Below are 26,061 nucleotides of genomic sequence, written 5' to 3' on the forward strand. Positions count from 1 at the left end.
TTGTTTAATTGTTGTAGAGGAAGATCCCCATGGATGTCGTTAAAAAGAAACATTGGTGGCAAAGCGACACGCTGAAATGGTCAGTGATTGGTCTGCTGGGCTTGCTGGTGGGTTACCTTATTGTTTTGATGTACGCCCAGGGGGAGTACCTGTTTGCCGCCATGACGCTGATCTTAAGCGCGGTCGGCCTCTATATTTTCGCCAATCGTAAAGCCTACGCCTGGCGCTATGTCTATCCGGGCGTGGCCGGGATGGGGCTGTTTGTCCTGTTCCCGCTGATCTGCACCATCGCCATTGCCTTCACCAACTACAGCAGCACCAACCAGCTCGCGCAAGAGCGCGCCCAGCAGGTGCTGATGGACCGCTCCTATCAGGCCGGTAAAACCTTCAACTTTGGCCTCTACCCGGCCGGTGACGAGTGGAAGCTGGCGCTGACCGACGATGCAGCGGGCAAATACTATGTCTCCGACGCCTTTAAATTTGGCGGCGAGCAGAAACTGGCCCTGAAAGAGGCAGACGCCCTGCCGGAAGGGGAACGCGCTAACCTGCGTGTCATCACCCAGAACCGCCAGGCGCTGACCCAGATCACCGCCGAGCTGCCGGACGAAAGCAAAGTGATCATGAGCTCGCTGCGCCAGTTCTCCGGCACCCGCCCGCTCTACACGCTGGGCGATAACAGCACGCTCACTAACAACCAGACCGGCGTGAAGTACCGCCCGAACAACGAGATTGGCTTCTACCAGTCGGTGAATGCCGACGGTAACTGGGGCGACGATAAGCTCAGCCCGGGTTATACCGTCACCATCGGCTGGGACAACTTTACCCGCGTCTTTACCGACGAAGGCATTCAGAAGCCGTTCTTCGCCATCTTCGTCTGGACCGTGGTCTTCTCGGTGTTGACCGTGATCCTGACCGTGGCCGTCGGCATGGTGCTGGCCTGCCTGGTGCAGTGGGAAGCGTTAAAAGGGAAAGCGATTTACCGCGTCCTGCTGATCCTGCCGTACGCCGTACCGTCGTTCATCTCGATTCTGATTTTCAAGGGTCTGTTCAACCAGAGCTTTGGTGAAATCAACATGATGCTGAGCAGCCTGTTTGGCATTAAACCGGCCTGGTTCAGCGACCCGACCACCGCCCGCACCATGATCGTTATCGTCAACACCTGGCTCGGCTATCCGTACATGATGATCCTGTGCATGGGGCTGCTGAAGGCGATCCCGGATGACCTGTACGAAGCCTCGGCGATGGACGGTGCGACCCCGTTCCAGAACTTCTTTAAAATTACGCTCCCGCTGCTGATCAAGCCGCTGACGCCGTTGATGATTGCCAGCTTCGCCTTTAACTTTAACAACTTCGTGCTGATTCAGCTGTTGACCAACGGTGGCCCGGACCGTCTCGGCACCACCACGCCAGCCGGTTATACCGACCTGCTCGTGAGCTACACCTACCGTATCGCCTTTGAAGGCGGCGGCGGCCAGGACTTCGGTCTGGCGGCAGCGATTGCCACCCTGATCTTCCTGCTGGTAGGCGCGCTGGCGATTGTGAACCTGAAAGCCACACGCATGAAATTCGACTAAGGAGGGCACAGAACATGTCTATGGTCCAACCCAAATCTCAGAAGCTGCGCCTCTTCGCCACGCACTTAGGCCTGCTGATTTTTATCGCGGCGATCATGTTCCCGCTGCTGATGGTTATCGCCATCTCCCTGCGTTCGGGTAACTTCGCCACCGGCAGCCTGATCCCGGATCAAATCTCCTGGGAGCACTGGAAGCTGGCGCTGGGCTTCAGCGTGGAGCACGCCGATGGCCGCGTCACGCCGCCGCCGTTCCCGGTGCTGCTGTGGCTGTGGAACTCGGTGAAAGTCGCCACCATCACCGCGATTGGCATCGTGACCCTCTCCACCACCTGCGCCTACGCCTTTGCCCGTATGCGCTTCAAGGGGAAAGCCACGCTGCTGAAAGGGATGCTGATTTTCCAGATGTTCCCGGCGGTACTGTCGCTGGTAGCCCTGTACGCGTTGTTTGACCGCCTCGGCCAGTACGTGCCGTTCATTGGCCTGAACACCCACGGCGGGGTGATCTTCGCCTATCTCGGCGGGATCGCGCTGCACGTCTGGACCATCAAAGGCTATTTCGAAACCATCGATAACTCGCTGGAAGAAGCTGCCTCGCTGGATGGCGCAACCCCGTGGCAGGCGTTCCGCCTGGTGCTGCTGCCGCTCTCCGTGCCGATTCTGGCGGTGGTCTTTATTCTGTCGTTTATTGCCGCCATCACCGAAGTGCCGGTCGCGTCGCTGCTGCTGCGTGATGTGAACAGCTACACCCTGGCGGTAGGGATGCAGCAATATCTCAACCCACAAAACTACCTGTGGGGCGACTTTGCCGCTGCCGCCGTCCTCTCCGCTATCCCGATCACCGTCGTGTTCCTGCTGGCCCAGCGCTGGCTGGTGAACGGCCTGACCGCGGGGGGCGTGAAAGGTTAAGTTTCATTGTTATGCCACTGCAACCCTCAACTTTGCCTTGATGTCTTAATCCAACTTGTGACTGTATTCGGCGGCCCTCGGGCCGCCCTTTTTTATTCCCGTTTCAGTCGCTTCGAGTTGCACAGCCAGAGTGTGACTACCAGCAGCAGGATCGCCGCCGAATAGAGCAGCACGTCGAGGGGCGATTTATGATCGACGATAATCAGTCGCACAATCGCGGTGATACCAATGTAGACAAAGTAGCGCAGCGGGAAGTGAAAGCCAGACTGAAAGTACTTGACGATCAGGGCGATAAATTCGAAGTAGAGAAAGTAAACCACCAGCCCTTCAACCAGCTCGTATTTGCTGGTTTGCTCAGGGGCAAAAAGCACATCAGCCAGATGCACCGTCTCTTTACCGAGGAAGACGACCAGGATCAGGCCAAGGCTCAGCAGACCCAGGTTCAGCACGGTCTGCAGAATGGTTGAGATAAACTCAACACGCGGGCGAGTCAGGGATGTCATACAGCACCTCATTCTCCGGGGCGAGATTCCTGTATAACGCAAAAATGTGACGGGGATCTATATTTTTTGTTTATATTTTGTGCAAAACCGCCCGGTGGCGCTGCGCTTACCGGGCCTACGTGACCTGTAGGCCGGGCAAACGCAGTGCCGCCCGGCATTGTTTAAAGCGGCAGAATTATGCCCGCCATGCTTTATAACGGTTAATCAGACCGTTAGTGGAGCTGTCGTGGCTGTTGATATCCTGGTTATCACCCAGCTCCGGCAGAATGCGGTTAGCCAGCTGTTTGCCCAGCTCTACGCCCCACTGGTCGAAGGTGAAGATATTCAGGATTGCGCCCTGGGTGAAGATTTTGTGCTCATACAGGGCAATCAGCGCGCCCAGGCTGAACGGGGTGATCTCACGCAGCAGGATGGAGTTGGTAGGGCGGTTGCCTTCGAACACTTTGAACGGCACCACGTGGTCTAGGGTCGCCGGATCTTTACCCTGATCGCGATACTCCTGCTCAACCACATCGCGCGCTTTACCGAACGCCAGCGCTTCAGTTTGCGCGAAGAAGTTCGACAGCAGCTTCGGATGGTGGTCAGACAGCGGGTTGTGCGTAATGGCCGGGGCGATAAAATCGCAAGGAACCATTTTGGTGCCCTGGTGGATCAGCTGGTAGAACGCGTGCTGGCCGTTGGTGCCTGGCTCACCCCAGATGATTGGGCCGGTCTGGTAATCCACGGCGTTGCCGTTACGGTCAACGTATTTACCGTTGGATTCCATGTTGCCCTGCTGGAAGTAGGCCGCGAAACGGTGCATGTACTGGTCGTAAGGCAGGATCGCTTCGGTTTCTGCGCCGAAGAAGTTGTTGTACCAGATGCCGATCAGCGCCAGCAGGACCGGCAGGTTTTTCTCTGGTGCGGTGGTGGCGAAGTGTTTATCCATCGCGTGCGCGCCGGAGAGCAGCTCAACAAAGTTGTCGTAGCCCACGGAGAGGATGATCGACAGGCCGATAGCGGACCACAGGGAGTAGCGACCGCCAACCCAGTCCCAGAATTCAAACATGTTGGCGGTGTCGATACCGAACTCGCCAACCGCTTTACCGTTGGTGGAGAGCGCCGCGAAGTGTTTCGCCACGTGCTTGTTGTCGCCAGCGGTTTTCAGGAACCAGTCGCGCGCGCTGTGGGCGTTGGTCATGGTTTCCTGGGTGGTGAAGGTTTTGGACGCCACCAGGAACAGGGTGGTTTCCGGGTTCACGTTTTTCAGCACTTCCGCGATGTGGGTGCCATCGACGTTTGAAACAAAGTGCATGTTGAGGTGGTTTTTGTACGGACGCAGCGCTTCGGTCACCATGAACGGGCCGAGATCGGAGCCGCCGATACCGATGTTCACCACGTCGGTGATCGCCTTGCCGGTGTAGCCTTTCCAGCTGCCGGAGATGATCGCTTCAGAGAAGGATTTCATCTTTTCCAGGACGGCGTTCACTTCCGGCATCACATCTTTGCCGTCAACGATAATCGGGGTATTGCTACGGTTACGCAGGGCCACGTGCAGCACCGCGCGATCTTCAGTGCGGTTGATCTTCTCACCGGAGAACATCGACTTGATGGCACCGCTCAGATCGGTCTCTTTCGCCAGATCCTGCAGTTTTGCCAGGGTTTCTTCGGTGATGCGGTTTTTGGAAAAATCCACCAGCATCAGATCGTCGAAGGTCGCGGAGAACTTGCTGAAACGATCGCCGTCTTTCGCGAACAGCTCCGCGATGGTGACGTCTTTCATTTCATCAAAATGTTTCTGTAATGCCTGCCAGGCTGAAGTCTGCGTTGGATTGATATTTTTCATAGCAATACTCTTCTGAATTGAGAATTGTGACCTCGGTCGATTGTAGCCTCTGTCGCCAAAAATTGTGATGGTTTTTATGCCATTGGCCTGGCCTGCATCAAGTGCGGCGCAAAAGCTCCAAAAGTATAGCTGTTATAAGTCCTGTTTCTCATATGGAAGGCAGCATGAAAAATCCGCATAATCCCGGCGTTGACAGGATCCCCTGCACATTTTATTTATACACACGGTATTTGCGCCTGCACCGATAAAACTATTTTGTCCTTGTGCCATGGTCGCTTTTTTCCTTCCCTGACACGAGGTTGTTATGACGAGTTTTGTTGTCGCCAAATTTGGCGGTACCAGCGTGGCCGATTTTGATGCCATGAACCGCAGCGCCGATGTGGTGCTGGCCGATCCTGATACCCGCCTGGTGGTGTTGTCCGCTTCGGCTGGCGTCACTAATCTGCTGGTGGCCCTTGCTGAAGGGCTGGAAGCGAGCGAGCGCCAGGCGAAGCTCGAAGCGCTGCACAAAATTCAGTTCGATATTCTTAGCCGTCTGCGCGATCCAAGCGTGATCAGCGAAGAGATTGAACGCCTGCTGGAAAATATTATCACCCTGGCGGAAGCCGCCTCGCTGGCGACCTCCACCGCCCTGACCGACGAGCTGGTCAGCCACGGTGAGCTGATGTCGACCCTGCTGTTTGTCGAAGTGCTGCGCGAGCGTAACGTTCAGTCGCAGTGGTTTGACGTGCGTAAAGTGCTGCGCACCAGCGATCGCTTTGGCCGCGCCGAGCCGGACGTTACCGCCATTGCCGAACTGACCACCCAACAGCTGGCGCCGCGTCTGGCAGAAGGGATTGTCATCACTCAGGGCTTTATCGGCAGCGAAGCCAAAGGCCGCACCACCACGCTGGGCCGTGGCGGCAGCGACTACACCGCAGCCCTGCTGGGTGAAGCCCTGCAGGCCTCCCGCGTCGATATCTGGACGGACGTGCCGGGTATCTACACCACCGATCCGCGCGTGGTGCCTGCGGCAAAACGTATTGATGTGATCGCCTTTGAAGAAGCCGCTGAGATGGCGACCTTTGGCGCGAAAGTGCTGCACCCGGCGACGCTGATGCCTGCAGTGCGCAGCAATATCCCGGTATTTGTCGGGTCCAGCAAAGATCCGAAAGCGGGCGGCACGATAGTGTGCAACACCACCGAAAACCCACCGCTGTTCCGCGCCATCGCCCTGCGTCGCAAACAGACCCTGCTGACCCTGCACAGCCTGAGCATGCTGCACTCCCGCGGCTTCCTGGCGGACGTGTTTAGCATTCTGGCGCGCCACAGCATCTCGGTGGACCTGGTGACCACCTCAGAAGTGAATATCGCCCTGACCCTGGACACCACCGGCTCAACCTCCACCGGAGATACGCTGCTGACGCAGTCCCTGCTGATGGAGCTTTCAGAACTGTGCCGCGTCGAGGTGGAAGAAGATCTCGCCCTGGTGGCGATCATCGGTAACGAGCTGTCCCGCGCCAGCGGCGTGGGCAAAGAGGTGTTTGGCGTGATGGAGCCGTTCAACATCCGCATGATTTGCTATGGCGCATCCAGCTACAACCTGTGCTTCCTGGTGCCTGGCGCCGAAGCCGAGCAGGTCGTGCAGAAGCTGCATCATAATCTGTTCGAGTAACAGACAATGGCCCGGGAAACCGGGCCATTTTTTTATCCTGCCAGTACCGTTCTCATCAGCAGTGAATCCAGCGAGGCTATTTTGCCATCACGGCTGTCCGGCAGCGTGGGCGGGTTTTCGCCCCGTACCAGCTCATGCTGAATGAAAGCATGCAGCAAAGGCCGTCTGGGGCCGTAGTGCGCTTCTCCCGCACGCTGTTTTATCGCCAGTAAAGCATCGATTTCCTGCCGTAGCGGCGCATCAAGATCGCTTCCCGCCAGAAGGTCAGCAAAACGCATCGGCGGCATCCCTTTTCCGGCCTCCACCCAGCGCACCGCTAACAGCGGCCGCAGAACGTAAAAGTACTTCTTCAGCCGCACCTCTTCGCCCTGTAAATAACCACGGAAGTTTTTGCGCGCCATGGAGTAATAGTGCCAGCGCGCACGCACCGGGGAAAACCAGGCGGGCACCTGCGTGCGCAATTCCGCTATCACCGTTTCGCTCTGCTGATAGACCACCGGCGAATCCAGCCACTCGATAAGCGTAGGGTTAGCCGCTTTCAGCAGGCCAAGCGCCTTGCGCCACTCCCAGCCGCTCACGTCCAGCTCGTCGTCTATCGGCAGCTCGATCACGTCCCGCTGCGGCTCTACGCGCAAATACCAGTCCGGTTTATGCACATACAGAAAACGCACGTCATAATCGCTGTCCGGCGACGCAAAGCCCCAGCCCCGGCTGCCCGATTCACAGGCATAGAGCACGGTCACATTGAATCGTTGTTCTATTTCGTTGAGTTGCTGCCGTACGCGCTCGCGCATGGCGTTATCTACACCGTTATCAGCCATCTCTTTATCCTTTTACACATACTACCTGGCGCAACGTATGAACGATTTCGACCAGGGATGCTTGCGCCGCCATGACGGCATCAATGTCTTTATAGGCCATCGGGATCTCATCGATCACCTCGTTGTCTTTTCTGCACTCGACGTGGGCCGTCGCGCGGATCTGATCGGCAACGGTGAAGCGCTTTTTGGCCGCCGTGCGGCTCATCACCCGCCCTGCCCCATGGCTGCAGGAGCAGAAGCTCTCTTCATTGCCCAGGCCGCGCACGATAAAGCTTTTCGCCCCCATCGAGCCGGGGATGATCCCCATCTCGCCCTTCTGCGCCGACACCGCCCCTTTACGCGTCACCAGCACCTCTTCACCAAAATGACGCTCTTTCTGGACATAGTTGTGATGGCAATTCACCGCCTCCTGCTGGGTCAGGAAAGGCTTTGGCACGATGCGCGACAGCGCGGCCAGCACCCGCGACATCATTACCTCGCGGTTATGACGGGCAAAATCCTGCGCCCACTCCACGGCCTCGATGTAGTCTTTATAGTGCCGGCTCCCCTCCTGGAAATAGGCCAGATTCCGGTCCGGCAGGTTGGCAATGTGCTGCTGCATATCTTTCTGCGCCAGGGCGATAAACACGTTGCCAATCGCGTTGCCCACGCCACGCGAGCCGCTGTGCAGCATGACCCACACGCGCTGCTGCTCGTCCAGACACACCTCGATAAAGTGATTCCCGGTGCCCAGCGTCCCCAGATGCTGATGATTATTGGTTTTCAGCAGCTGCGGATATTTATCCGTCAGCCGTCTGAAGCGCGGCGCCAGCCGGGCCCAGTGGTTATCCACTTCATCCGGGGTCTTTTCCCACGCCCCCTTGTCGCGGCGGGAGCGGGTGTTGGTGCGCCCATGCGGCACCGCCTGTTCAATGGCGCTGCGCAGTCCGTGGAGGTTATCCGGCAGATCGCCTGCCAGCAGCGACGTCCGCACGGCGATCATCCCGCAGCCGATATCCACCCCCACCGCCGCCGGAATGATGGCCCCTTTGGTGGGGATCACGCTGCCGATGGTGGACCCTTTTCCGAGATGCACATCCGGCATCACTGCCAGATGTTTAAAAATAAACGGCATCTTTGCGGTATTCAGCAGCTGCTCGCGCGCCTCTGGCTCAACGGGCACCCCGTGCGTCCACATTTTTACCGGTGCGCTGTGCTGCGCCGTTACTACGTCAAAATCATTCTGTTTCATGGTGCTCACCCTCAGGGCTGTCTGTTACTGAGAAGTATTGCCAGAAGCGTGCCAGACTATTAATCCTCAACATAAAAAATACATCTTATTGATTATGTTACTTTTTATTTTGAAGACCTCTCCAGACATTGCTTAACCTGGCGAATATTTTTATCTTTTAGTATCGGTCTTTATCTTGCAGGATAAACATGAAAAAGCGGCGAGTGGTTATTGGGGTACTGGGTACGGTGATGGACAAACGCGGCAAGCGGGCCAACCGCTTACGCAAATGGCGCCCAACGGTCGCGCTTTGCCAGCAGCCCGATCTTCCCGTCGACAGGCTTGAGCTGCTCCACCAGCCACAGGACCAGGGGATGGCGGAACAGATAACGGAAGATATCAGACTGCTTTCACCCCATACTACCGTGCGCCCGTGGCCCGTGACCATTGCCGATCCCTGGGATTTTGAAGAGGTGTACGCTGCGTTACTCGACTTCGCTACAGGCTACAAGTTTGATACCGAGCATGAAGAGTACCTGGTGCATATCACCACCGGCACCCACGTGGCGCAGATCTGCTGGTTTTTACTGACCGAAGCGCGGTATCTCCCGGCCAGCCTGATCCAGACAGGCCCCGCCAGCAGGGATGCGCCAGAAGAGGCCATCCCCGTCGGACGTTACTCAATCATCGACCTGGATTTAAGCCGCTATGCCACGCTGACCAGCCGCTTTCAGCGTGAGCAGCAGGAGTCCGTTTCGTTCCTGAAAGCCGGGATAGAGACCCGCAATGCCACCTTCAACGCCCTGATCGATCAGATTGAGCGGGTGGCGCTACGCTCGACCGCCCCTGTTCTGCTGACTGGCCCAACGGGGGCCGGAAAATCCTTCCTCGCCAACCGTATCTACCAGCTTAAGCAAGCCCGCCATCAGCTGACAGGCAGGCTGGTGGCAGTAAACTGCGCCACGCTGCGGGGAGACAACGCCATGTCGACTCTTTTCGGCCATGTCAAAGGGGCCTTTACCGGAGCAGCCACGCCGCGCGCCGGGCTGCTGCGTGAGGCCGACGGCGGCGTATTGTTTTTAGATGAGATCGCCGAACTGGGCCTCGACGAACAAGCCATGCTGTTAAAAGCTATCGAAGAAAAAACCTTCTTTCCGTTTGGATCCGATAAAGAGGTCAGGAGCGATTTTCAGCTGATTGCCGGTACGCACCGGGAGATGCGTCAGTGGGTGGCAGAAGGTCGTTTCCGGGAGGATCTCTACGCGCGGATCAATATGTGGAGTTTTGCCCTGCCCGGCCTGGCGCAGCGCCGGGAGGATATCCCCCCTAACGTGGAGTACGAGCTGCAGCGCTTTGCATCCGAAGCCCAGGCACAGGTTCGCTTCGATAAAGAGGCGCGCGAGCGCTATCTGCGTTTTGCGGACTCGCCTCAGGCGTTATGGCGCGGTAACTTTCGTGAACTGGGTTCCTCTGTGGCGCGGATGGCCACGCTTGCCGAGCAGGGGCGCATCACCTTAGCGCTTGTTGAAGAAGAGATCCTCAGGCTGCAGGAGAGCTGGCAAACCGCCACGCCATCACCGGCGATGGAGCTCGATCTCTTCGACCAGCGACAGCTGGAAACCGTGCTGGAGGTGTGCCGTCGTAGCGCCTCATTATCCGAGGCCGGACGCGAACTCTTTGCAGTCTCGCGGATGAAAAAGGTCAACCCTAACGATGCTGACCGGCTGCGCAAATATCTCACCCGCTTTGGGCTGAGCTGGGAAAGCCTCCACCCGGGATCATGAAGAAAATTTGGTTGAACAAAATTCATTAGCAGGATAAACACTATCTCTAAGCCGGGCTCGATCCCGGCTTTTTTTATAACTACATGACACAACACAATCGCAAGGAATTCATATGTTATCCGCCATCACCCGGCTGTTCCCGTTATGGGCGCTGCTGCTCTCTGTTCTCGCGTATTACACGCCATCCACCTTTACCGCTATCGGCCCGTGGGTCACCACGCTGCTGATGCTGATCATGTTCGGCATGGGCGTGCATCTCAAAGTCGACGATTTTAAACGCGTGCTGTCACGCCCGGCCCCGGTCGCGGCGGGTATTTTCCTGCACTACCTGGTGATGCCGCTGGCAGCATGGGCGCTGGCCATTGCCTTTAAGATGCCGCCGGATCTCTCCGCCGGGATGGTACTGGTGGGCAGCGTGGCCAGCGGTACGGCCTCCAACGTGATGATCTATCTGGCGAAAGGCGATGTGGCGCTGTCGGTGACCATCTCCTCCGTCTCCACGCTGGTGGGCGTGGTGGCGACCCCGCTGCTGACGCGTCTGTATGTGGATGCCCACATTCAGGTGGATGTGATGGGAATGCTGCTGAGCATTCTGCAGATCGTGGTGATCCCGATTGCGCTGGGACTGGTTATCCACCACCTGTTCCCGCGGCTGGTGAAAGCCGTGGAGCCCTATCTGCCGGCGTTTTCGATGGTCTGTATTCTGGCAATTATCAGCGCCGTGGTGGCTGGTTCTGCGGCGCATATCGCCTCTGTTGGTTTTGTAGTGATTATCGCGGTTGTGCTGCATAACACCATCGGCCTGCTGGGCGGTTACTGGGGCGGGAAGCTGTTCGGCTTTGATGAATCCACCTGCCGCACGCTGGCGATTGAGGTAGGCATGCAGAACTCCGGCCTGGCCGCAGCGCTCGGCAAAATTTACTTCTCGCCGCTGGCAGCTCTGCCGGGCGCGCTGTTCTCGGTGTGGCATAACCTGTCCGGCTCGCTGCTGGCGGGTTACTGGTCGGGTAAGCCGATCGATGAACAAAAGAAACGCGATGTGGTGAAGGAAGGTTAATTCAGCTTCGCGACAGCGAAGGCATGCTTTACACTGAAGCCTCGTCCACAGGAGGCTTCAGGTATGTCCACACCGAGATTGACCCAGAAAGACATGACGGAGAGCGAGCAGCGCGAACTGAAAACCCTGCTCGATCGCGCCCGTATCGCCCATGGCCGACTGCTGACCAACGCCGAAACCAATCACCTTAAAAAAGAGTACATCGACAAACTGATGGCGCAGCGTGAACTGGACGCCAAAAAAGCCCGCAAGCTTAAAAAAGAGCAGGCTTATAAAGTGGATAAAGAGGCGACATTCTCCTGGTCGGCAAATACCCCAACCCGTGGAAGGCGCTAATCAGCGCCCTTTCTTTTTGCGCCCTGGCTGGGTAAAGCGTTTCCCGTTCCCGGCCGGTTTGGCTTTACTTTTCTCTTCTGCCTGTGGGGCTTTGACTACCGGTCGTTTAATGCCCTGGGTTTTCGGCTTCGCTTTGGCTTTCGGCCTGGCTTCTGAGGACGAATTCTCGATCAGCTTAAACAGCTCAATCAACTCGTCCCCGGTCAGATCGCGCCACTCGCCCAGCGGGATGCCGGAGAGGCTGACGTTCATGATGCGGGTACGTTCCAGCTTGGTTACTTCAAAGCCAAAATGTTCGCACATGCGGCGGATCTGGCGATTTAAACCCTGAACCAGGGTGATACGGAAGGCGAACGGCGCCTCTTTCTTCACCTTGCACTTCTTCGTGACCGTGCCGAGGATCGGCACGCCCGCCCCCATCCCGCGAATGAAGTCATCCGTCACCGGCTTGTTGACCGTGACGATGTACTCTTTCTCGTGGTCGTTACCGGCACGCAGGATCTTATTCACCAGATCGCCGTGGTTAGTGAGGAAAATTAATCCCTGAGAGTCTTTATCCAGACGGCCAATCGGGAAGATACGGCTGCTGTGGTTGACGAAATCAACGATGTTGTCGCGCTCGCCGTCTTCTGTGGTACTGACAATGCCAACCGGTTTATTCAGCGCGATAAACACCAGGTCTTCTTCGTCCCGGGGCTCGATCAGTTGACCATTCACTTTGACCACGTCGCCAGGGGCGACCTGATCGCCAATGGTGGCGCGTTTACCGTTGATAAACACGTTGCCCTGTTCGATGTAACGGTCAGCCTCGCGACGCGAGCAGATCCCGCTCTCGCTAATGTATTTGTTTAATCGGGTGGATTGAGTTGGCAGCATAATTTCTCCTGTAGAGGCGAAATATACCTTAGGTTTGGGCTGGTAAAAAGTTAAGAGCCAAGAAATACGAGACGCATTCAGAATCGCTAAAATCCTCCTTTACTTGCCCACCATCGCCTCCTAATTTTTCTCGTCCACTTGTTAACCCGGACTGTAGTTTATAAAATACAAGGAGGTATGATGAAGGAAATTGTCCAGACAGAGGTCTTTCGGCGCTGGCAAAAAAGCATCAAGGACGATCGAGTAAAAACACTGATTGCGACCCGGCTTTTTCGCCTGTCACAGGGTTTATCGGGTGATGTGAAGCCTGTCGGTGAAGGGATCAGTGAGCTTCGTATTCAGTATGGTCCTGGCTATCGGCTCTACTATCAACAGCAGGGGGATATCCTCATTATCCTGCTCTGCGGCGGCGATAAAAGCAGCCAAAAAAAAGATATTGAGATGGCTAAGATGCTCGCCAGATCGCTCGACTATCAGGAGATCATTCGCAATGAATAAATTAACCCCCTACGACCCCGCCAGCGCACTCATCAACGATGAGGAGATAGCCGTATTCATGGCCGATGCGCTGGAGACGGGTGATGCCGCCTATATTGCACAAGCGCTGGGCGTCGTCGCCCGCGCCAAAGGCATGACGCAGATTGCAGCCCAGACAGGCCTTTCACGGGAACAGCTTTATCGCTCGTTCAGCGAGAAAGGTAACCCAACGCTTAAAACCACCCTGGCAGTGCTGAAAGCGTTGGGCCTCGGCCTGGCCATTAAAAACGCCATAAATTAATACTCATCCCGCACATCATCTTCATCCGGCTGCTCCATCACGCTGTACGCCACCGCGCAGAACAGGGAGTTAAGACGCTTCATGTCACCCAGCAGCCCCATATGCAGGGAGCTGGTCTCGATACTTTGCACGTTTTGCTGGTGCAGTCGGTCAACGTGCGCGTGGGAATAGCGACGGTTGAGGATGCGGAAGCGGTGCTTGTTGCGGCGCAGACGTCGGGCGCTGGCCAGATCGCTGGAGAAAAAGACCGACATTGCCAGCTTCAGGTTGGCGAGCAGCTGATCGTGCAGCGCATCCAGCTCTTTGACCCCTTCGAGGGAAAACGCCCGGCGGGCCGCCAGCGATTTGTCGGCGATTTCACTCCCCATGCGCTCGACGATATCGGAGGCCTGCTCAAGGTTAAGCGCCATCTCAATGATCTCCGCCCAGCGGCGGGACTCCTCCTCCGCCAGTTCATCTTTTGGCATCCGCGCCAGATAGAGTTTGATGGCGGTATAGAGCACGTTGATGTCATCGGCGATCTTGCGCAGATCTTTCTCTTCCCGCGGTTCGCCATGCATCACCTTTTTTAACCCCTCCAGCATCAGCTCCATGGCATCGCCCATGCGCAGCGTTTCCCGGGCGGCATTGGCCAGCGCCAGCGCCGGGGTATCCAGGGCTGAGGTATCCAGATGTTTCGGTTTCAGGCGCGCATCCAGCTCCGGTTCATCGCGGATCACCCGCTTACAGAACCGCGCCATCGGCTCGGCAAAGGGCACCATCGCCAGGCAGCGCACCAGGTTGTAGAAGACGTGGAAGTAGATCACCAGCTCCGATTTCGGCAGCGGCAGGTTGTCCATCAGGTTCGCCAGCGGATAAACAAACGGCAGGATCAGCAGGCTGCCCACCAGCTTAAACAGCAGGCTGCCGAGCGCCACGCGACGGGCCGCGGCGTTGGCCGCGCTGTTGTTGAGCATCGCCAGCAGGCCGGAGCCGAGGTTAGCGCCTATCACCAGACAGAGGGCCACCGGGAAGGAGATGATCCCCGCCGCGGTGAGCGTGGCGGTTAACAGCACTGCCGCCAGGCTGGAGTAGCTGATCAGGGCAAACACCGCGCCAATCAGCGCATCCAGCAGGATATCGCCGGTCAGCGAGGCGAAGATAACCTGCACGCCGCTGGCCTGGGTGATGGGGGTAACGGCCTGGACGATGAGCTCCAGCGCCAGCAGAATCAGTCCCAGGCCGATCCCCACGCGCCCCAGCTGTCCGGCGCGGGTCTGTTTACGGCCAAGGAAAAATATCACGCCGATGAAAATCAGCAGCGGTGAGAGCCAGGAGAGATCGAAGGTTAACACTCGCGCCATCAGCGCGGTCCCCACGTCGGCACCAAGGACAATAACCAGCGCAGGCGTCAGCGCCACCAGATCCTGGGCCACAAACGAGGTAACCAGCATGGTGGTGGCGTTGCTGCTTTGCACCAGCGCGGTCACGCCGATGCCAGCGCAGAACGCGAGCGGTTTTTTCTCAACGCTGCGGCTGAGAACGGTACGTAAGCGGGCACCAAAAACCCGCATCACGCCGGTACGGACAATGTGCGTGCCCCAGACCAGCAACGCGACGGCAGAAAGCAGATGTAGCAGTGTCAGCACGGATGTAGGTTCTCCTTTTCGTTATACGTTTTCCTGAGGCTCGTTGCGCGCGCTATTGCCGGATGGCGGCTATGCCTTATCCGGCCCAGGATCGGCCTGAGCTTTTCTCAAGTATAAGGCTTCAAACGATAGAAAGAGACAGAGCGCTCATTGAGCGCCCTGTTTGTCGTTAAGAATAGTGATGTCAGTCGGCATCGTAGCCTAAGTTCGGTGCCAGCCAGCGCTCAACTTCAGACACGCTCATCCCTTTACGCAGGGCATAATCTTCCACCTGGTCGCGCTGGATCTGCGCCACGGCGTAGTACTTGCTGTCAGGATGACTGAAATACCAGCCGGACACCGACGCCCCAGGCCACATGGCGAAGGATTCGGTCAGTTTCATGCCGGTATGGGCTTCGACATCCAGAAGCTGCCAGATGGTGCCTTTCTCGGTATGCTCCGGGCAGGCCGGGTAGCCTGGCGCCGGACGAATGCCCTGGTAGTTCTCGCGGATCAGCTCCTCGTTGCTGAGGTTCTCGTTCGGCGCATAGCCCCAGTAGACTTTACGCACCCGCTCATGCAGGTATTCGGCAAAGGCTTCGGCCAGACGGTCGGCAATCGCTTTAATCATGATTTTGTTGTAATCATCATGCTGCGCTTCATAGGCCTCCGCCAGCGCGTCCTCTTCCAGCCCACCGGTCACAGCAAAGGCGCCGATGTAGTCGGCTTTACCGCTCAGCTTCGGCGCGACAAAATCGGCCAGGCAGTAGTTGGCAAAACCGACCTTCTCGGTCTGCTGACGCAGATGATGGCTGACCGTCAGCACGTGAGTGCGGGTTTCATCACGATAGATCTCGATGTCATCGCCTACGCGGTTGGCCGGGAACAGCCCCACCACGCCGCGCGGGTTGAGGGTTTTCTCCTCGCTGAGCTGGTCGAGCAGGTCGTTGGCATCTTTAAACAGGCGCTGGGCCTCTTCACCCACCACTTCATCTTCAAGGATGCGCGGGTATTTCCCGGCCAGCGACCAGGTCATAAAGAACGGCGTCCAGTCGATATAGTTACGCAGGGTTTCGATGCTGGCCGTCACCTCCTGCACGCCCAGGCGATGGGCAACCGGCGGCGTGTAGCTTGACCAGTCAAAGGCCAGGTCGTTATCCCGTGCCGCCGCCAGGGTCACCGGCGGGGTGCGCGGCTTTTTGCGCGCGTGCTGAATACGCACCGTTTCGTACTCTTTGCGGGTTCTGGCAACAAAGTCGTCGCGCTGGGTTGCGGACAGCAGCGCCGAGACCACGCCCACCGTGCGCGAGGCGTTCTGCACGTATACCGTCGGCCCGCTGTAGTTCTGCTCGATCTTCACCGCCGTGTGCGCTTTCGAGGTGGTTGCGCCGCCAATCAGCAGCGGCAGGGTAAAGCCCTGGCGCTCCATCTCTTTCGCCACGTTGACCATCTCGTCCAGCGACGGGGTGATCAGGCCGGAGAGGCCAATCAGGTCGGCATTCACTTCGCGCGCGGTTTTGAGGATTTTATCCGCCGGCACCATCACGCCCAGATCGATGATCTCGTAGTTATTACACTGCAGCACCACGCCGACGATGTTTTTGCCGATGTCATGCACGTCGCCCTTCACGGTGGCGATCACCATCTTGCCGTTGCTGGAGCCTTTCTCTTTGCTGGCTTCGATATAGGGTTCCAGATAGGCCACCGCCTGCTTCATTACGCGGGCCGATTTCACCACCTGCGGCAGGAACATTTTGCCCTCGCCGAACAGATCGCCGACCACGTTCATGCCGTCCATCAGCGGCCCTTCGATGACCTCAATCGGGCGCGCGGCCTGCTGGCGGGCCTCTTCGGTATCCAGTTCGATAAACTCGGTAATGCCTTTGACCAGCGAGTATTCGAGACGTTTTTTCACGTCCCAGGCGCGCCATTCGGCCTGCTGAACGTTAACCGCCTCGTCCGATTTGCTGCCGCGGTATTTTTCTGCCAGATCCAGCATCCGCTCGGTGGCATCGTCGCGACGATTGAGGATCACGTCTTCGACCGCGTCGCGCAGCTCCGCCGGCAGATCGTCGTAAATCGCCAGCTGACCGGCGTTAACGATCCCCATGTCCATCCCGTTGCGGATGGCGTAGTAGAGGAACACCGCGTGGATCGCCTCACGCACCGGGTCGTTGCCGCGGAAAGAGAACGACACGTTGGAGACGCCGCCGGAGATCAGCGCGTGCGGCAGCTCGCGCTTAATGTCTTCACACGCGCCGATAAAGTCCTGCGCGTAGTTGTTGTGCTCTTCAATCCCGGTCGCGACGGCGAAGATGTTCGGGTCAAAGATAATGTCTTCCGGCGGGAAGCCGACCTCTTCGGTCAGGATCTGGTACGCGCGGCGGCAGATCTCAATTTTGCGCTCGCGGGTATCGGCCTGGCCCACTTCGTCAAAGGCCATCACCACCACGGCGGCACCGTAGCGGCGCACCATTTTCGCGTGATGGATAAAGGGTTCGACCCCCTCTTTCATCGAAATGGAGTTAACGATGCCCTTGCCCTGAATGCACTTAAGGCCTTTCTCGATCACGTCCCATTTTGAGGAGTCGATCATGATGGGCACGCGGGCAATGTCCGGCTCACCGGCGATCAGGTTGAGGAAACGCACCATCGCCGCTTCGGCATCGAGCATCCCCTCATCCATATTGATATCAATAATTTGCGCGCCGCTCTCAACCTGCTGGCGGGCAACGTCCAGCGCTTCGTTGTATTTCTCTTCTTTGATCAGGCGCTTGAACTTCGCGGAGCCGGTGACGTTGGTACGTTCCCCGACGTTCACAAACAGGCTCTCATCCCCGATGTTCAGCGGCTCAAGACCGGCAAGACGGCAGGCCACCGGCAGCTCGGGCAGCTTGCGCGGCGGCAGGCCAGCCACCGCGTTGCTCATGGCGGCGATATGCTCCGGCGTGGTGCCGCAGCAGCCGCCGACGATATTCAGGAATCCGGATTCAGCCCATTCGCGGATCTGCGCCGCCATGGTCGCGGCGTCGAGATCGTATTCCCCGAAGGCGTTCGGCAGGCCAGCGTTTGGGTGGGCAGTGACGTAGCAGTCGGCGATGCGCGACAGCTCCTGCACATACTGGCGCAGTTCGTCCGGCCCCAGGGCACAGTTCAGGCCAAAGCTCAGGGCATCGGCGTGGCGCAGGGAGTTATAAAAGGCTTCGGTGGTCTGCCCGGAGAGAGTACGGCCAGAGGCGTCGGTGATAGTGCCGGAGATCATGATCGGCAGATCCACGCCGAGGGCCTCGAACTCCTCTTTCACAGCGTAAATAGCCGCTTTAGCGTTGAGGGTATCGAAGACCGTTTCAATCATGATCAGATCGGAACCGCCTTCCACCAGCGCGCGGGTTGACTCGCGGTACGCGGCCACCAGCTGGTCAAAGGTGATATTACGAAATGCCGGATCGTTCACGTCCGGTGAGATAGAGGCGGTGCGGTTGGTCGGACCGAGCACCCCCGCCACGTAGCGCGGTTTCTCTGGCGTGCGGGCCGTCCACTCGTCGGCACAGGCACGGGCCAGCTTCGCCGCCTCGTAGTTGATCTCTGCCGACAGGGATTCCATCTCGTAATCCGCCATGGCGATAGTTGTCGAGTTGAAGGTGTTAGTCTCAACGATATCCGCACCCGCCTCGAAATAGGCGTAATGAATGGCGGCGATGATCTCTGGCTTGCTGAGTACCAGCAGGTCGTTGTTACCTTTCAGATCGCAGGGCCAGTCGGCGAAACGGTCGCCGCGAAAGTCGTCTTCACTCAGACGATAGCTCTGGATCATGGTGCCCATACCGCCATCCAGCACCAGAATGCGTTCATTTAACTGCGCACGAAGTTGATCTACTTTGCTGCTCACACTTGCTCCCGACAACGCTCAACCAGGCCAAAAGGCCAGCAGACCATACTGGCATAATCTTGCAAAGGGGAAAAGTCACACCGCGGTAACATGAGACATGTTCACCATAACTCCTCCGATCAGTAAGGATAGCGGTTGCAAAACAGCCAAATAAAACGAAAATGATTTCCACGATACAGAAAAAGGAGCCTGCTATGGTTGCCACCGTTCCCGCTAAACGCGGCAGAAAACCCGCCGCCGCAACCGCCCCGGCGGGCGGACAAGTCCAGTCCCTGACGCGGGGCCTTAAACTGCTGGAGTGGATAGCCGAATCGCACAGCAGCGTGGCGTTGACCGAGCTGGCCCAACAGGCAGGCCTGCCGAACTCCACCACCCATCGCCTGCTGACCACCATGCAGCAGCTGGGCTTTGTCCGTCAGGTGGGCGAGCTGGGGCACTGGTCTGTGGGTGCCCACGCCTTTATCGTCGGCAGCAGCTTTTTGCAGAGCCGTAACCTGCTCGCTATCGTGCACCCGATCCTGCGCAAGCTGATGGAAGATTCCGGCGAGACGGTCAACCTGGCGGTGCTCGACCAGAGCGATCACCAGGCGATCATTATCGACCAGGTGCAGTGTACTCAGCTGATGCGCATGTCGGCACCGATTGGCGGCAAGCTGCCGATGCACGCCTCCGGGGCGGGAAAAGCATTTTTATCCCAGCTCAGCGAGGAGCAGGTCACCGGGCTGCTGCACCGCAAAGGGCTGCATGCCTATACTCATGCAACGCTGGTATCACCGGTGCATCTGAAAGAAGATTTGGCCCTGACCCGCAAGCGCGGCTATTCGTTTGATGATGAAGAACATGCCCTGGGCCTTCGCTGCCTGGCAGCCTGTATTTTCGACGAGCACCGCGAGCCGTTTGCGGCCATTTCTATCTCCGGCCCCATTTCACGTATGACCGATGACCGGGTGACCGAGCTGGGTGCGCTGGTGATTAAGGCGGCGAAAGAGGTGACGCTGGCGTACGGCGGGATTCGTTAAGATTGAGTGCGGCCTGATGCCCTCACCCCGGCCCTCTCCCACAGGGAGAGGGAGAAAATCGGATGTTAAACCGCTGCTTACGGCGGTAAGCGTACACATCTTCCACGTGCCCATTTTTGATCCGCGTTTGCAAACCGCGCCAGTAGCTGGCTCGGAACAGATCCTCATGCATCTCTTCAAATAACGGCCCGATACGTGGGTCGGCGCACAGCCAGTGGCGAAACTCTTCGGGGAAAACGTCGCCCGGCGATACGCTGTACCAGGGTTCACCGGAAAGCTCATCTTCAGGGTAACGGGGCGGCGGGATATCGCGGAAATTCACTTCGGTCATATAGCAAATTTCATCATAATCATAGAACACCACTCGCCCGTGGCGGGTGACGCCGAAGTTTTTAAACAGCATATCACCCGGGAAAATATTAGCGGCGGCAAGCTGGCGAATCGCGTTGCCGTACTCTTCAATGGCATCACGCAGCGCCTGACCTTCGGACTGTTCCAGCCAGATATTAAGCGGCACCATGCGGCGTTCAATGTAGAGATGGCTTATTACGATTTTGTCGCCAAGATCGGTGATTTTGCCGGAGGCTTCCTGCAGTAAAAGCGCCATGAGCGCCGGATCGATCTGCTGCTTATCCAGCACAAAGTTTTCGAATTCCTGGGTATCCGCCATGCGTCCAACGCGATCGTGCTCCTTAACCAGCTGATAGCAGGCGCGCACGTGGGCAGCGGTCATCTCTTTTTGCGGCGCAAATCTGTCCTTAATCACCTTAAATACCCGGTCAAATCCCGGCAGGGTAAAGACCAGCATCACCATACCGCGGATGCCCGGCGCCTCGATAAACTGCTCGTCGGCATGGGCGATATAGTGCAGATACTCCCGATAGCTCTCGGTTTTGGCGTGCTTCTGGCACCCTATCGCCATATACAGCTCGGCGGTTGTTTTGCCCGGCAGGATCTCGCGCAGCCACTCCACCAGCGCGCCCGGCTGCGGGGCATAAACCATAAAGTAGGAGCGGGCAAAGCCGAAAACGATACTGGCCTCGGTGCTGGTGGTCAGGCAGGTATCGACAAACAGTTCCCCGTCGTCGGTACGATGAATCGGTAACAGAAACGGCACGATGGCTGTCGGCGTAATCACTTTGCCCACCAGCCAGGCCGCTTTATTGCGGTAGAAAAGCTCGTTGGCAACCTGCAAATGGCTGTGGCTGAGGACATCCGCGCCAAAGGTTTCGTTGAGATGTGCGTGGATATAATCGATATCCCGGGTTTTATTCTCCCACGGCAAGCGCAGCGGCAAATCCGTTAAGACGCGGTGCAGAAGCTTTTCCCAGCCGCGCTCGGGAAAGAAATCTTTTGCCAGCGGACGCGGAATGGTTCGAAAGCGTCGCTCGGGCTGGGAACTGAAGATAAATAACCGCTCAGGAGATAATGATCGGTGGTCAAATAACCGGCAATAGACGGAGTTAAAAAAGCTCTCCGCAATTTCGAAGCGCGGGTAGTCGGGTAACAAATGGGTGTAATGCTCTTTGACGCGCAGTAAAAATTCCGCCTCCGGACTTTTACCGTCGGTAATACAGCGCAACTGCTCCACCACCAGGCCCACATGGTGGTCGTAGAGATGAATACGCTGCTTCATCGCCTGCTGAACCGCATGCCAGTCAGCGTGTTCGAAGCGCTGCTGCGCGCCGGAGGTCACTTCCAGAAAACGTCCATACTGGGCATCAAAGCCCTGCAGGATGGTTTGGGCAATCAATAATTCCAGACCACGCGACATAGGTTCCCTTACCCCTCACCCTAACCCTCTCCCCGAGGGGGAGAGGTGGAAAAGATTAGAACTGTGCTTCTTCGGTCGACCCGGTCAGCGCGGTCACGGAAGAAGCGCCGCCCTGAATGATGGTGGTCACTTTATCGAAGTAGCCCGTTCCCACTTCCTGCTGATGCGAGGCGAAGGTATAGCCCTTTTGGCTTGCCGCGAACTCAGGCTGCTGAACCTTCTCGACGTAGTGCTTCATGCCCTCACCCTGGGCATAGGCGTGCGCCAGATCGAACATGTTGAACCACATGCTGTGAATGCCCGCGAGGGTAATGAACTGATATTTGTAGCCCATGTCCGACAGCGCCTGCTGGAAGCTGGCGATGGTTTTATCGTCCAGGTTCTTCTGCCAGTTGAAGGACGGGGAGCAGTTATAAGCCAGCAGTTTGCCCGGGTATTTCGCATGGATGGCGTCAGCGAAGCGTTTCGCCAGGGCCAGATCCGGGGTGGAGGTTTCACACCACACCAGATCGGCATAAGGGGCGTAGGCCAGCCCGCGGCTGATCGCCTGCTCAATGCCGGCATGGGTACGATAGAAGCCTTCGCTGGTACGCTCCCCGGTAATGAACTGGCTGTCGTAAGGGTCGCAATCGGAGGTGATCAGGTCCGCAGCATCGGCATCGGTACGGGCAATCACCAGCGTCGGAACGCCCAGCACGTCAGCGGCCAGACGGGCAGCCACCAGTTTCTGGATCGCCTCCTGCGTTGGCACCAGCACCTTGCCCCCCATGTGTCCGCACTTCTTCACCGAGGCCAGCTGATCTTCGAAGTGAACGGCCGCTGCACCGGCTTCAATCATCGATTTCATCAGCTCGAAAGCGTTCAGCACGCCGCCAAAGCCTGCTTCGGCATCGGCGACAATCGGCAGGAAGTAGTCCACAAAGCGCGGATCGTTCGGCTCAATGCCGGACGCCCACTGGATCTGATCCGCACGACGGAAGGTGTTGTTGATGCGCTCCACTACTGCCGGGACAGAGTTTGCCGGATAGAGAGACTGATCCGGATACATGCTGGACGCAAGGTTGGCGTCCGCCGCGACCTGCCAGCCCGACAGATAGACCGCTTCAATGCCCGCTTTTGCCTGCTGCAACGCCTGGCCGCCGGTCAGCGCGCCGAGGCTGTTGATGTAGCCCTTTTTCGACTCCCCATGCAGCAGCCGCCACATTTTTGCCGCCCCCAGCTGTGCCAGGGTGCACTCCGGGTTGACCGAGCCGCGTAACTTCACCACTTCCTCTGCGCTATAAGGACGCTCAATGCCTTCCCAGCGCGGTTGAGTCCACTCGTTCTGTAATGCTTCGATTTGTTGGGTACGGGTTTTCATGTGCAGATGCTCCATTATTGTTATGTGGTGAAATCAGGCCAGCAGGCGGTAGCCAGGCAGCGTCAGGAAATCGATGAGTTCATCTGAGGTGGTGATCTGTTCCATCAGGCGTGCGGCGGCGTCGAAGCGACCACTGCTGAAGCGGTGCTCGCCCAGCTCTTCCTGAATATTCAGCATCTCTTCCGACAGCATCTGGCGGAACAGGGCTTTAGTGACCGGTTTGCCGTTGCTGAGGGTCTTCTGATGATGGATCCACTGCCAGATAGAGGTACGGGAGATCTCGGCGGTGGCGGCATCCTCCATCAGACCGTAAATCGGCACACAGCCGTTGCCGGAGATCCACGCTTCGATGTACTGCACCGCCACGCGGATATTGGCGCGCATCCCCTCTTCGGTGCGCTCGCCCTCGCACGGCTCGAGCAGCTGTGCGGCAGTGACAGGGGCATCCTCTTCGCGGGTTACGTGCAGCTGGTTTTTGTTATCGCCCAGAATGCGGTTGAACACCTCCATGGCGGTATCGGCCAGTCCGGGGTGCGCCACCCAGGTGCCGTCATGGCCGTTGCTGGCTTCCAGCTCTTTGTCGGCCTTCACCTTGTTCAGCACCTGATTGTTACGCTCGCTGTCTTTGCTCGGAATAAAGGCCGCCATGCCGCCCATCGCGAAGGCGCCGCGTTTGTGGCAGGTTTTGATCAGCAGACGCGAGTAGGCATTCAGGAATGATTTATCCATGGTCACCACCTGGCGATCCGGCAGGACGCGATCGGGGTGATTTTTCAGGGTTTTGATATAGCTGAAAATATAATCCCAGCGGCCGCAGTTCAGGCCAACGATGTGGTCGCGCAGGGCATGCAGGATTTCGTCCATCTGGAACACCGCCGGCAGGGTTTCAATCAGCAGCGTGGCTTTGATGGTGCCGCGCGGCAGTTCGAAACGATCCTCGGCATAGCTGAAGACCTCACTCCACCAGGCCGCTTCCTGCCAGGACTGGGTTTTCGGCAGGTAGAAATAGGGGCCGCTGCCTTTTGCCAGCAGATTTTTATGGTTGTGGAAGAAATAGAGGGCAAAATCGAACAGGCTCCCGGGGATCGCTTCCCCGTTCCAGGTGACATGCTTTTCCGGTAAATGCAGGCCGCGCACGCGGCAGACCAGCACCGCAGGGTTAGGCTTGAGCTGGTAAATTTTGCCGGCTTCATTGGTGTGGCTGATGGTGCCGTTCACCGCATCGCGCAGGTTGATCTGGCCTTCGATCACTTTATTCCAGTCGGGCGCCAGCGAATCTTCAAAGTCGGCCATAAAGACTTTCACATTGGCATTCAGCGCATTGATCACCATTTTGCGCTCTACCGGGCCGGTGATCTCGACGCGTCGGTCCTGCAGATCCTGCGGGATGCCGCGGATCGTCCAGTCGCCTTCGAGAATGGAAGCAGTTTCCGAAATAAAATCAGGCAGCTTTCCGTTATCAATGTCTTGCTGCTGCTGGATACGTGCCGCCAGTAACTTATTGCGTTTTGGCGTGAAGCGGGTTACCAGCTCGGTAAGAAACTCAACGGCATCGGGCGTCAGAACCTGCTGCTCCTGCTCGCCATGCGGTTGGTTAAAGGCCAGTTCATCGATAATGGTTGCCTGTTGATTCATTCCACTGCTCCTCGTCGTTGATCCGAATTCATTTCCCCCACGCGAACGAAAGATCGTTGTGTAGTTTTCGTTCAGCAAAATTAAGACTATCTGGATTTATCGCAAAATCAAAAACTATTTCCATTTTTAATTTTAAATACGCTTAATCGATTGATATTTATCAGATTAAAAATAATTGATAACACGGAGTGGGTTTCGGAAATAAAAAAGGCACCCGAAGGTGCCTTAACTGGATAGCTGAAACGCTACAGGATGAGGATCCTCAGAGGATTACTCCAGCGTCGGATTCATGTGGCGCAGATCGTATGGTGTGATCTGGTAGACGTAGTAGTTGAGCCAGTTAGTAAACAGCAGGTTGCCATGGCTGCGCCAGGTTGCCCGCGGTTTGTTTTGCGGATCGTTTTGCGGGAAATAGTTGTACGGAACATCCGGGTTTAAGCCCGCTTCCACATCGCGGAAAAATTCGCTGGCCAGGGTATCGGGATCGTATTCCGGATGGCCGGTGACAAAAGCAATACGCTTGTCTTTGCTGGCGAACAGGTAGGCATCCCCCTCCTCGCTCTCTGCCAGGATCTCCAGATCGGTGTAGTCACGGATCAGTGCAGCCGGGAAATCGGCATAGCGTGAATGGGGCGCCAGGAAGGTGTCATCAAAGCCGCGCGTCAGCAGTGCATGGGGGTGCAGAATATGGTGTTCGTAAACGCCTGAGAGTTTTTCACTGCGGGTTTGCTTAGGGATACCGTAAAGAATGTTGAGGGCCGCCTGTACCGCCCAACAGACAAACAGCGTGGAGGTGACATGATCTTTGGCCCACTCCAGTACCTGCTTAATCTGCGGCCAGTAGGCCACATCGTTGAACTCAACCAGACCCAGCGGCGCTCCGGTGACAATCAGGCCATCGAAATTCTCGTCGCGGATGTCAGCGAAGTTACAGTAGAAATTATTGAGATGCTCTGAAGGCGTATTGCGGGACTCACGTGCATCAATACGCAACAGCTGGATATCGACCTGTAACGGGGAGTTTGAGAGCAAGCGGAGGAACTGATTCTCCGTCTCAATCTTCTTAGGCATCAGGTTGAGGATAAGCACCTTCAGAGGACGAATTTCCTGACCTGTAGCGCGCGATGCCTTCATGACAAAGACATTTTCCTCACGCAAGAAATTGACGGCTGGTAGCTCGTCCTGCACCCGAATCGGCATAACCTTACATCCTCACAGCATACGTATAAACGTTTAGACATCCAGATAGCTGACAATAACCAGGAATAAGGCAAATGTCGAGTCTGCATGTGAAAGGTGAGAAAGTTTCAAGGAGGAAGAATGCGGCTTATATGCCCGGTGGTGCTACGCTTATCGGGACTACAGGCCCCGTAGATCGGGCAAGCGCAGCGCCGCCCGTTTTTTTAAGGCACAACGCAAAAAGGCCATCCTTGCGGATGGCCTTTTTACCTGTT

At 57.1% G+C, this 26,061-nt stretch carries 21 protein-coding genes; 10 read left to right on the plus strand and 11 right to left on the minus strand.

Annotated elements, in window-relative coordinates:
- Positions 1 to 29: 29 nt before the first annotated feature.
- Both malF and malG read left to right on the plus strand, forming a co-directional pair.
- On the plus strand, positions 30 to 1,574 hold the full coding sequence (gene malF, locus V7Q49_RS16830; protein WP_333853672.1) for a maltose ABC transporter permease MalF: 1,545 nt from the start codon (positions 30 to 32) through the stop codon (positions 1,572 to 1,574).
- A 14-nt stretch (positions 1,575 to 1,588) separates the two neighbouring features.
- The gene (gene malG / locus V7Q49_RS16835) at positions 1,589 to 2,479 is read left to right on the plus strand and encodes a maltose ABC transporter permease MalG (RefSeq protein WP_333853674.1); all 891 of its coding nucleotides are present in this window, start codon (positions 1,589 to 1,591) and stop codon (positions 2,477 to 2,479) included.
- A gap of 92 nt (positions 2,480 to 2,571) precedes the next feature.
- Here the strand turns inward: malG and psiE are convergent, their stop codons facing one another.
- Positions 2,572 to 2,982, minus strand: coding sequence for a phosphate-starvation-inducible protein PsiE (gene psiE / locus V7Q49_RS16840; protein WP_103825384.1), 411 nt, complete (start codon positions 2,980 to 2,982; stop codon positions 2,572 to 2,574).
- A gap of 175 nt (positions 2,983 to 3,157) precedes the next feature.
- On the minus strand, positions 3,158 to 4,807 hold the full coding sequence (gene pgi, locus V7Q49_RS16845) for a glucose-6-phosphate isomerase (RefSeq protein ID WP_333853676.1): 1,650 nt from the start codon (positions 4,805 to 4,807) through the stop codon (positions 3,158 to 3,160).
- Between the two features lie 304 nt (positions 4,808 to 5,111).
- On the opposite strand from pgi, the gene lysC reads away from it, so the two are divergent.
- Positions 5,112 to 6,461 (plus strand): lysine-sensitive aspartokinase 3, encoded by a 1,350-nt coding sequence (gene lysC, locus V7Q49_RS16850; protein ID WP_333853678.1) that lies wholly within the window; start codon positions 5,112 to 5,114, stop codon positions 6,459 to 6,461.
- Positions 6,462 to 6,493: 32 nt separating this feature from the next.
- Here lysC and V7Q49_RS16855 read toward each other — a convergent pair whose 3' ends face one another.
- Together V7Q49_RS16855 and V7Q49_RS16860 are read right to left on the minus strand one after the other, a co-directional pair.
- Positions 6,494 to 7,282, minus strand: coding sequence for a nucleotidyltransferase domain-containing protein (locus V7Q49_RS16855; protein WP_333853680.1), 789 nt, complete (start codon positions 7,280 to 7,282; stop codon positions 6,494 to 6,496).
- A 4-nt stretch (positions 7,283 to 7,286) separates the two neighbouring features.
- Positions 7,287 to 8,513 carry an RtcB family protein gene (locus V7Q49_RS16860; RefSeq protein WP_333853682.1) on the minus strand — a complete coding sequence of 409 codons (1,227 nt, stop codon included), beginning with the start codon at positions 8,511 to 8,513 and terminating at the stop codon, positions 7,287 to 7,289.
- A 188-nt stretch (positions 8,514 to 8,701) separates the two neighbouring features.
- Between V7Q49_RS16860 and rtcR the strand changes: the two genes are divergently transcribed.
- From rtcR to V7Q49_RS16875, 3 genes are all read left to right on the plus strand, one after another.
- Complete coding sequence (gene rtcR, locus V7Q49_RS16865; RefSeq protein WP_333853684.1) at positions 8,702 to 10,276, plus strand: RNA repair transcriptional activator RtcR; 1,575 nt, start codon at positions 8,702 to 8,704, stop codon at positions 10,274 to 10,276.
- Positions 10,277 to 10,388: 112 nt separating this feature from the next.
- The gene (gene panS, locus V7Q49_RS16870; RefSeq protein WP_333853686.1) at positions 10,389 to 11,333 is read left to right on the plus strand and encodes a ketopantoate/pantoate/pantothenate transporter PanS; all 945 of its coding nucleotides are present in this window, start codon (positions 10,389 to 10,391) and stop codon (positions 11,331 to 11,333) included.
- Positions 11,334 to 11,396: 63 nt separating this feature from the next.
- Positions 11,397 to 11,669, plus strand: a complete 273-nt coding sequence (locus V7Q49_RS16875; protein ID WP_333853688.1) for a DUF3811 domain-containing protein — start codon at positions 11,397 to 11,399, stop codon at positions 11,667 to 11,669.
- Here the strand turns inward: V7Q49_RS16875 and rluF are convergent, their stop codons facing one another.
- A complete protein-coding gene (rluF, locus tag V7Q49_RS16880) occupies positions 11,670 to 12,545 on the minus strand; it encodes a 23S rRNA pseudouridine(2604) synthase RluF (RefSeq protein WP_333853691.1) in 876 nt (291 codons plus the stop codon).
- 180 nt (positions 12,546 to 12,725) lie between these two features.
- Here rluF and V7Q49_RS16885 point away from each other — a divergent pair, with 180 nt between their 5' ends.
- A complete protein-coding gene (locus V7Q49_RS16885) occupies positions 12,726 to 13,043 on the plus strand; it encodes a type II toxin-antitoxin system RelE/ParE family toxin (protein WP_333853693.1) in 318 nt (105 codons plus the stop codon).
- Positions 13,036 to 13,323 (plus strand): addiction module antidote protein, encoded by a 288-nt coding sequence (locus V7Q49_RS16890; protein WP_333853695.1) that lies wholly within the window; start codon positions 13,036 to 13,038, stop codon positions 13,321 to 13,323. The genes V7Q49_RS16885 and V7Q49_RS16890 overlap by 8 nt, the downstream gene beginning before the upstream one ends.
- Here V7Q49_RS16890 and V7Q49_RS16895 read toward each other — a convergent pair.
- Both V7Q49_RS16895 and metH read right to left on the minus strand, forming a co-directional pair.
- Positions 13,320 to 14,951 carry a Na/Pi cotransporter family protein gene (locus V7Q49_RS16895; protein ID WP_333853697.1) on the minus strand — a complete coding sequence of 544 codons (1,632 nt, stop codon included), beginning with the start codon at positions 14,949 to 14,951 and terminating at the stop codon, positions 13,320 to 13,322. The two genes, V7Q49_RS16890 and V7Q49_RS16895, sit on opposite strands and share 4 nt — an antisense overlap.
- 184 nt (positions 14,952 to 15,135) lie before the next feature.
- Entirely contained in the window at positions 15,136 to 18,819 is a 3,684-nt protein-coding gene (gene metH / locus V7Q49_RS16900; protein ID WP_333853699.1) for a methionine synthase, read from the minus strand.
- 194 nt (positions 18,820 to 19,013) lie between these two features.
- Here metH and iclR point away from each other — a divergent pair, with 194 nt between their 5' ends.
- A complete protein-coding gene (gene iclR, locus V7Q49_RS16905) occupies positions 19,014 to 19,838 on the plus strand; it encodes a glyoxylate bypass operon transcriptional repressor IclR (RefSeq protein WP_333853700.1) in 825 nt (274 codons plus the stop codon).
- Between the two features lie 22 nt (positions 19,839 to 19,860).
- Here iclR and aceK read toward each other — a convergent pair whose 3' ends face one another.
- The 4 genes from aceK to metA all read right to left on the minus strand — a co-directional run bounded on the left by aceK (position 19,861) and on the right by metA (position 25,807).
- Positions 19,861 to 21,612 carry a bifunctional isocitrate dehydrogenase kinase/phosphatase gene (gene aceK / locus V7Q49_RS16910; RefSeq protein ID WP_333853701.1) on the minus strand — a complete coding sequence of 584 codons (1,752 nt, stop codon included), beginning with the start codon at positions 21,610 to 21,612 and terminating at the stop codon, positions 19,861 to 19,863.
- Positions 21,613 to 21,667: 55 nt separating this feature from the next.
- Positions 21,668 to 22,972: an isocitrate lyase gene (gene aceA, locus V7Q49_RS16915; protein WP_333853702.1), complete on the minus strand. Its 1,305-nt coding sequence runs from the start codon at positions 22,970 to 22,972 to the stop codon at positions 21,668 to 21,670.
- A 33-nt stretch (positions 22,973 to 23,005) separates the two neighbouring features.
- Positions 23,006 to 24,607, minus strand: coding sequence for a malate synthase A (gene aceB / locus V7Q49_RS16920; RefSeq protein ID WP_333853703.1), 1,602 nt, complete (start codon positions 24,605 to 24,607; stop codon positions 23,006 to 23,008).
- 270 nt (positions 24,608 to 24,877) lie between these two features.
- Positions 24,878 to 25,807: a homoserine O-acetyltransferase MetA gene (gene metA / locus V7Q49_RS16925; protein ID WP_333853704.1), complete on the minus strand. Its 930-nt coding sequence runs from the start codon at positions 25,805 to 25,807 to the stop codon at positions 24,878 to 24,880.
- A gap of 74 nt (positions 25,808 to 25,881) precedes the next feature.
- Here metA and V7Q49_RS16930 point away from each other — a divergent pair.
- Positions 25,882 to 26,061: hypothetical protein (locus tag V7Q49_RS16930; protein WP_333853705.1), on the plus strand; the 180-nt coding region annotated here is incomplete at its 3' end.

The sequence above is a fragment of the Leclercia sp. genome (assembly GCF_036780805.1).
Classification (GTDB): Bacteria; Pseudomonadota; Gammaproteobacteria; order Enterobacterales; family Enterobacteriaceae; genus Enterobacter.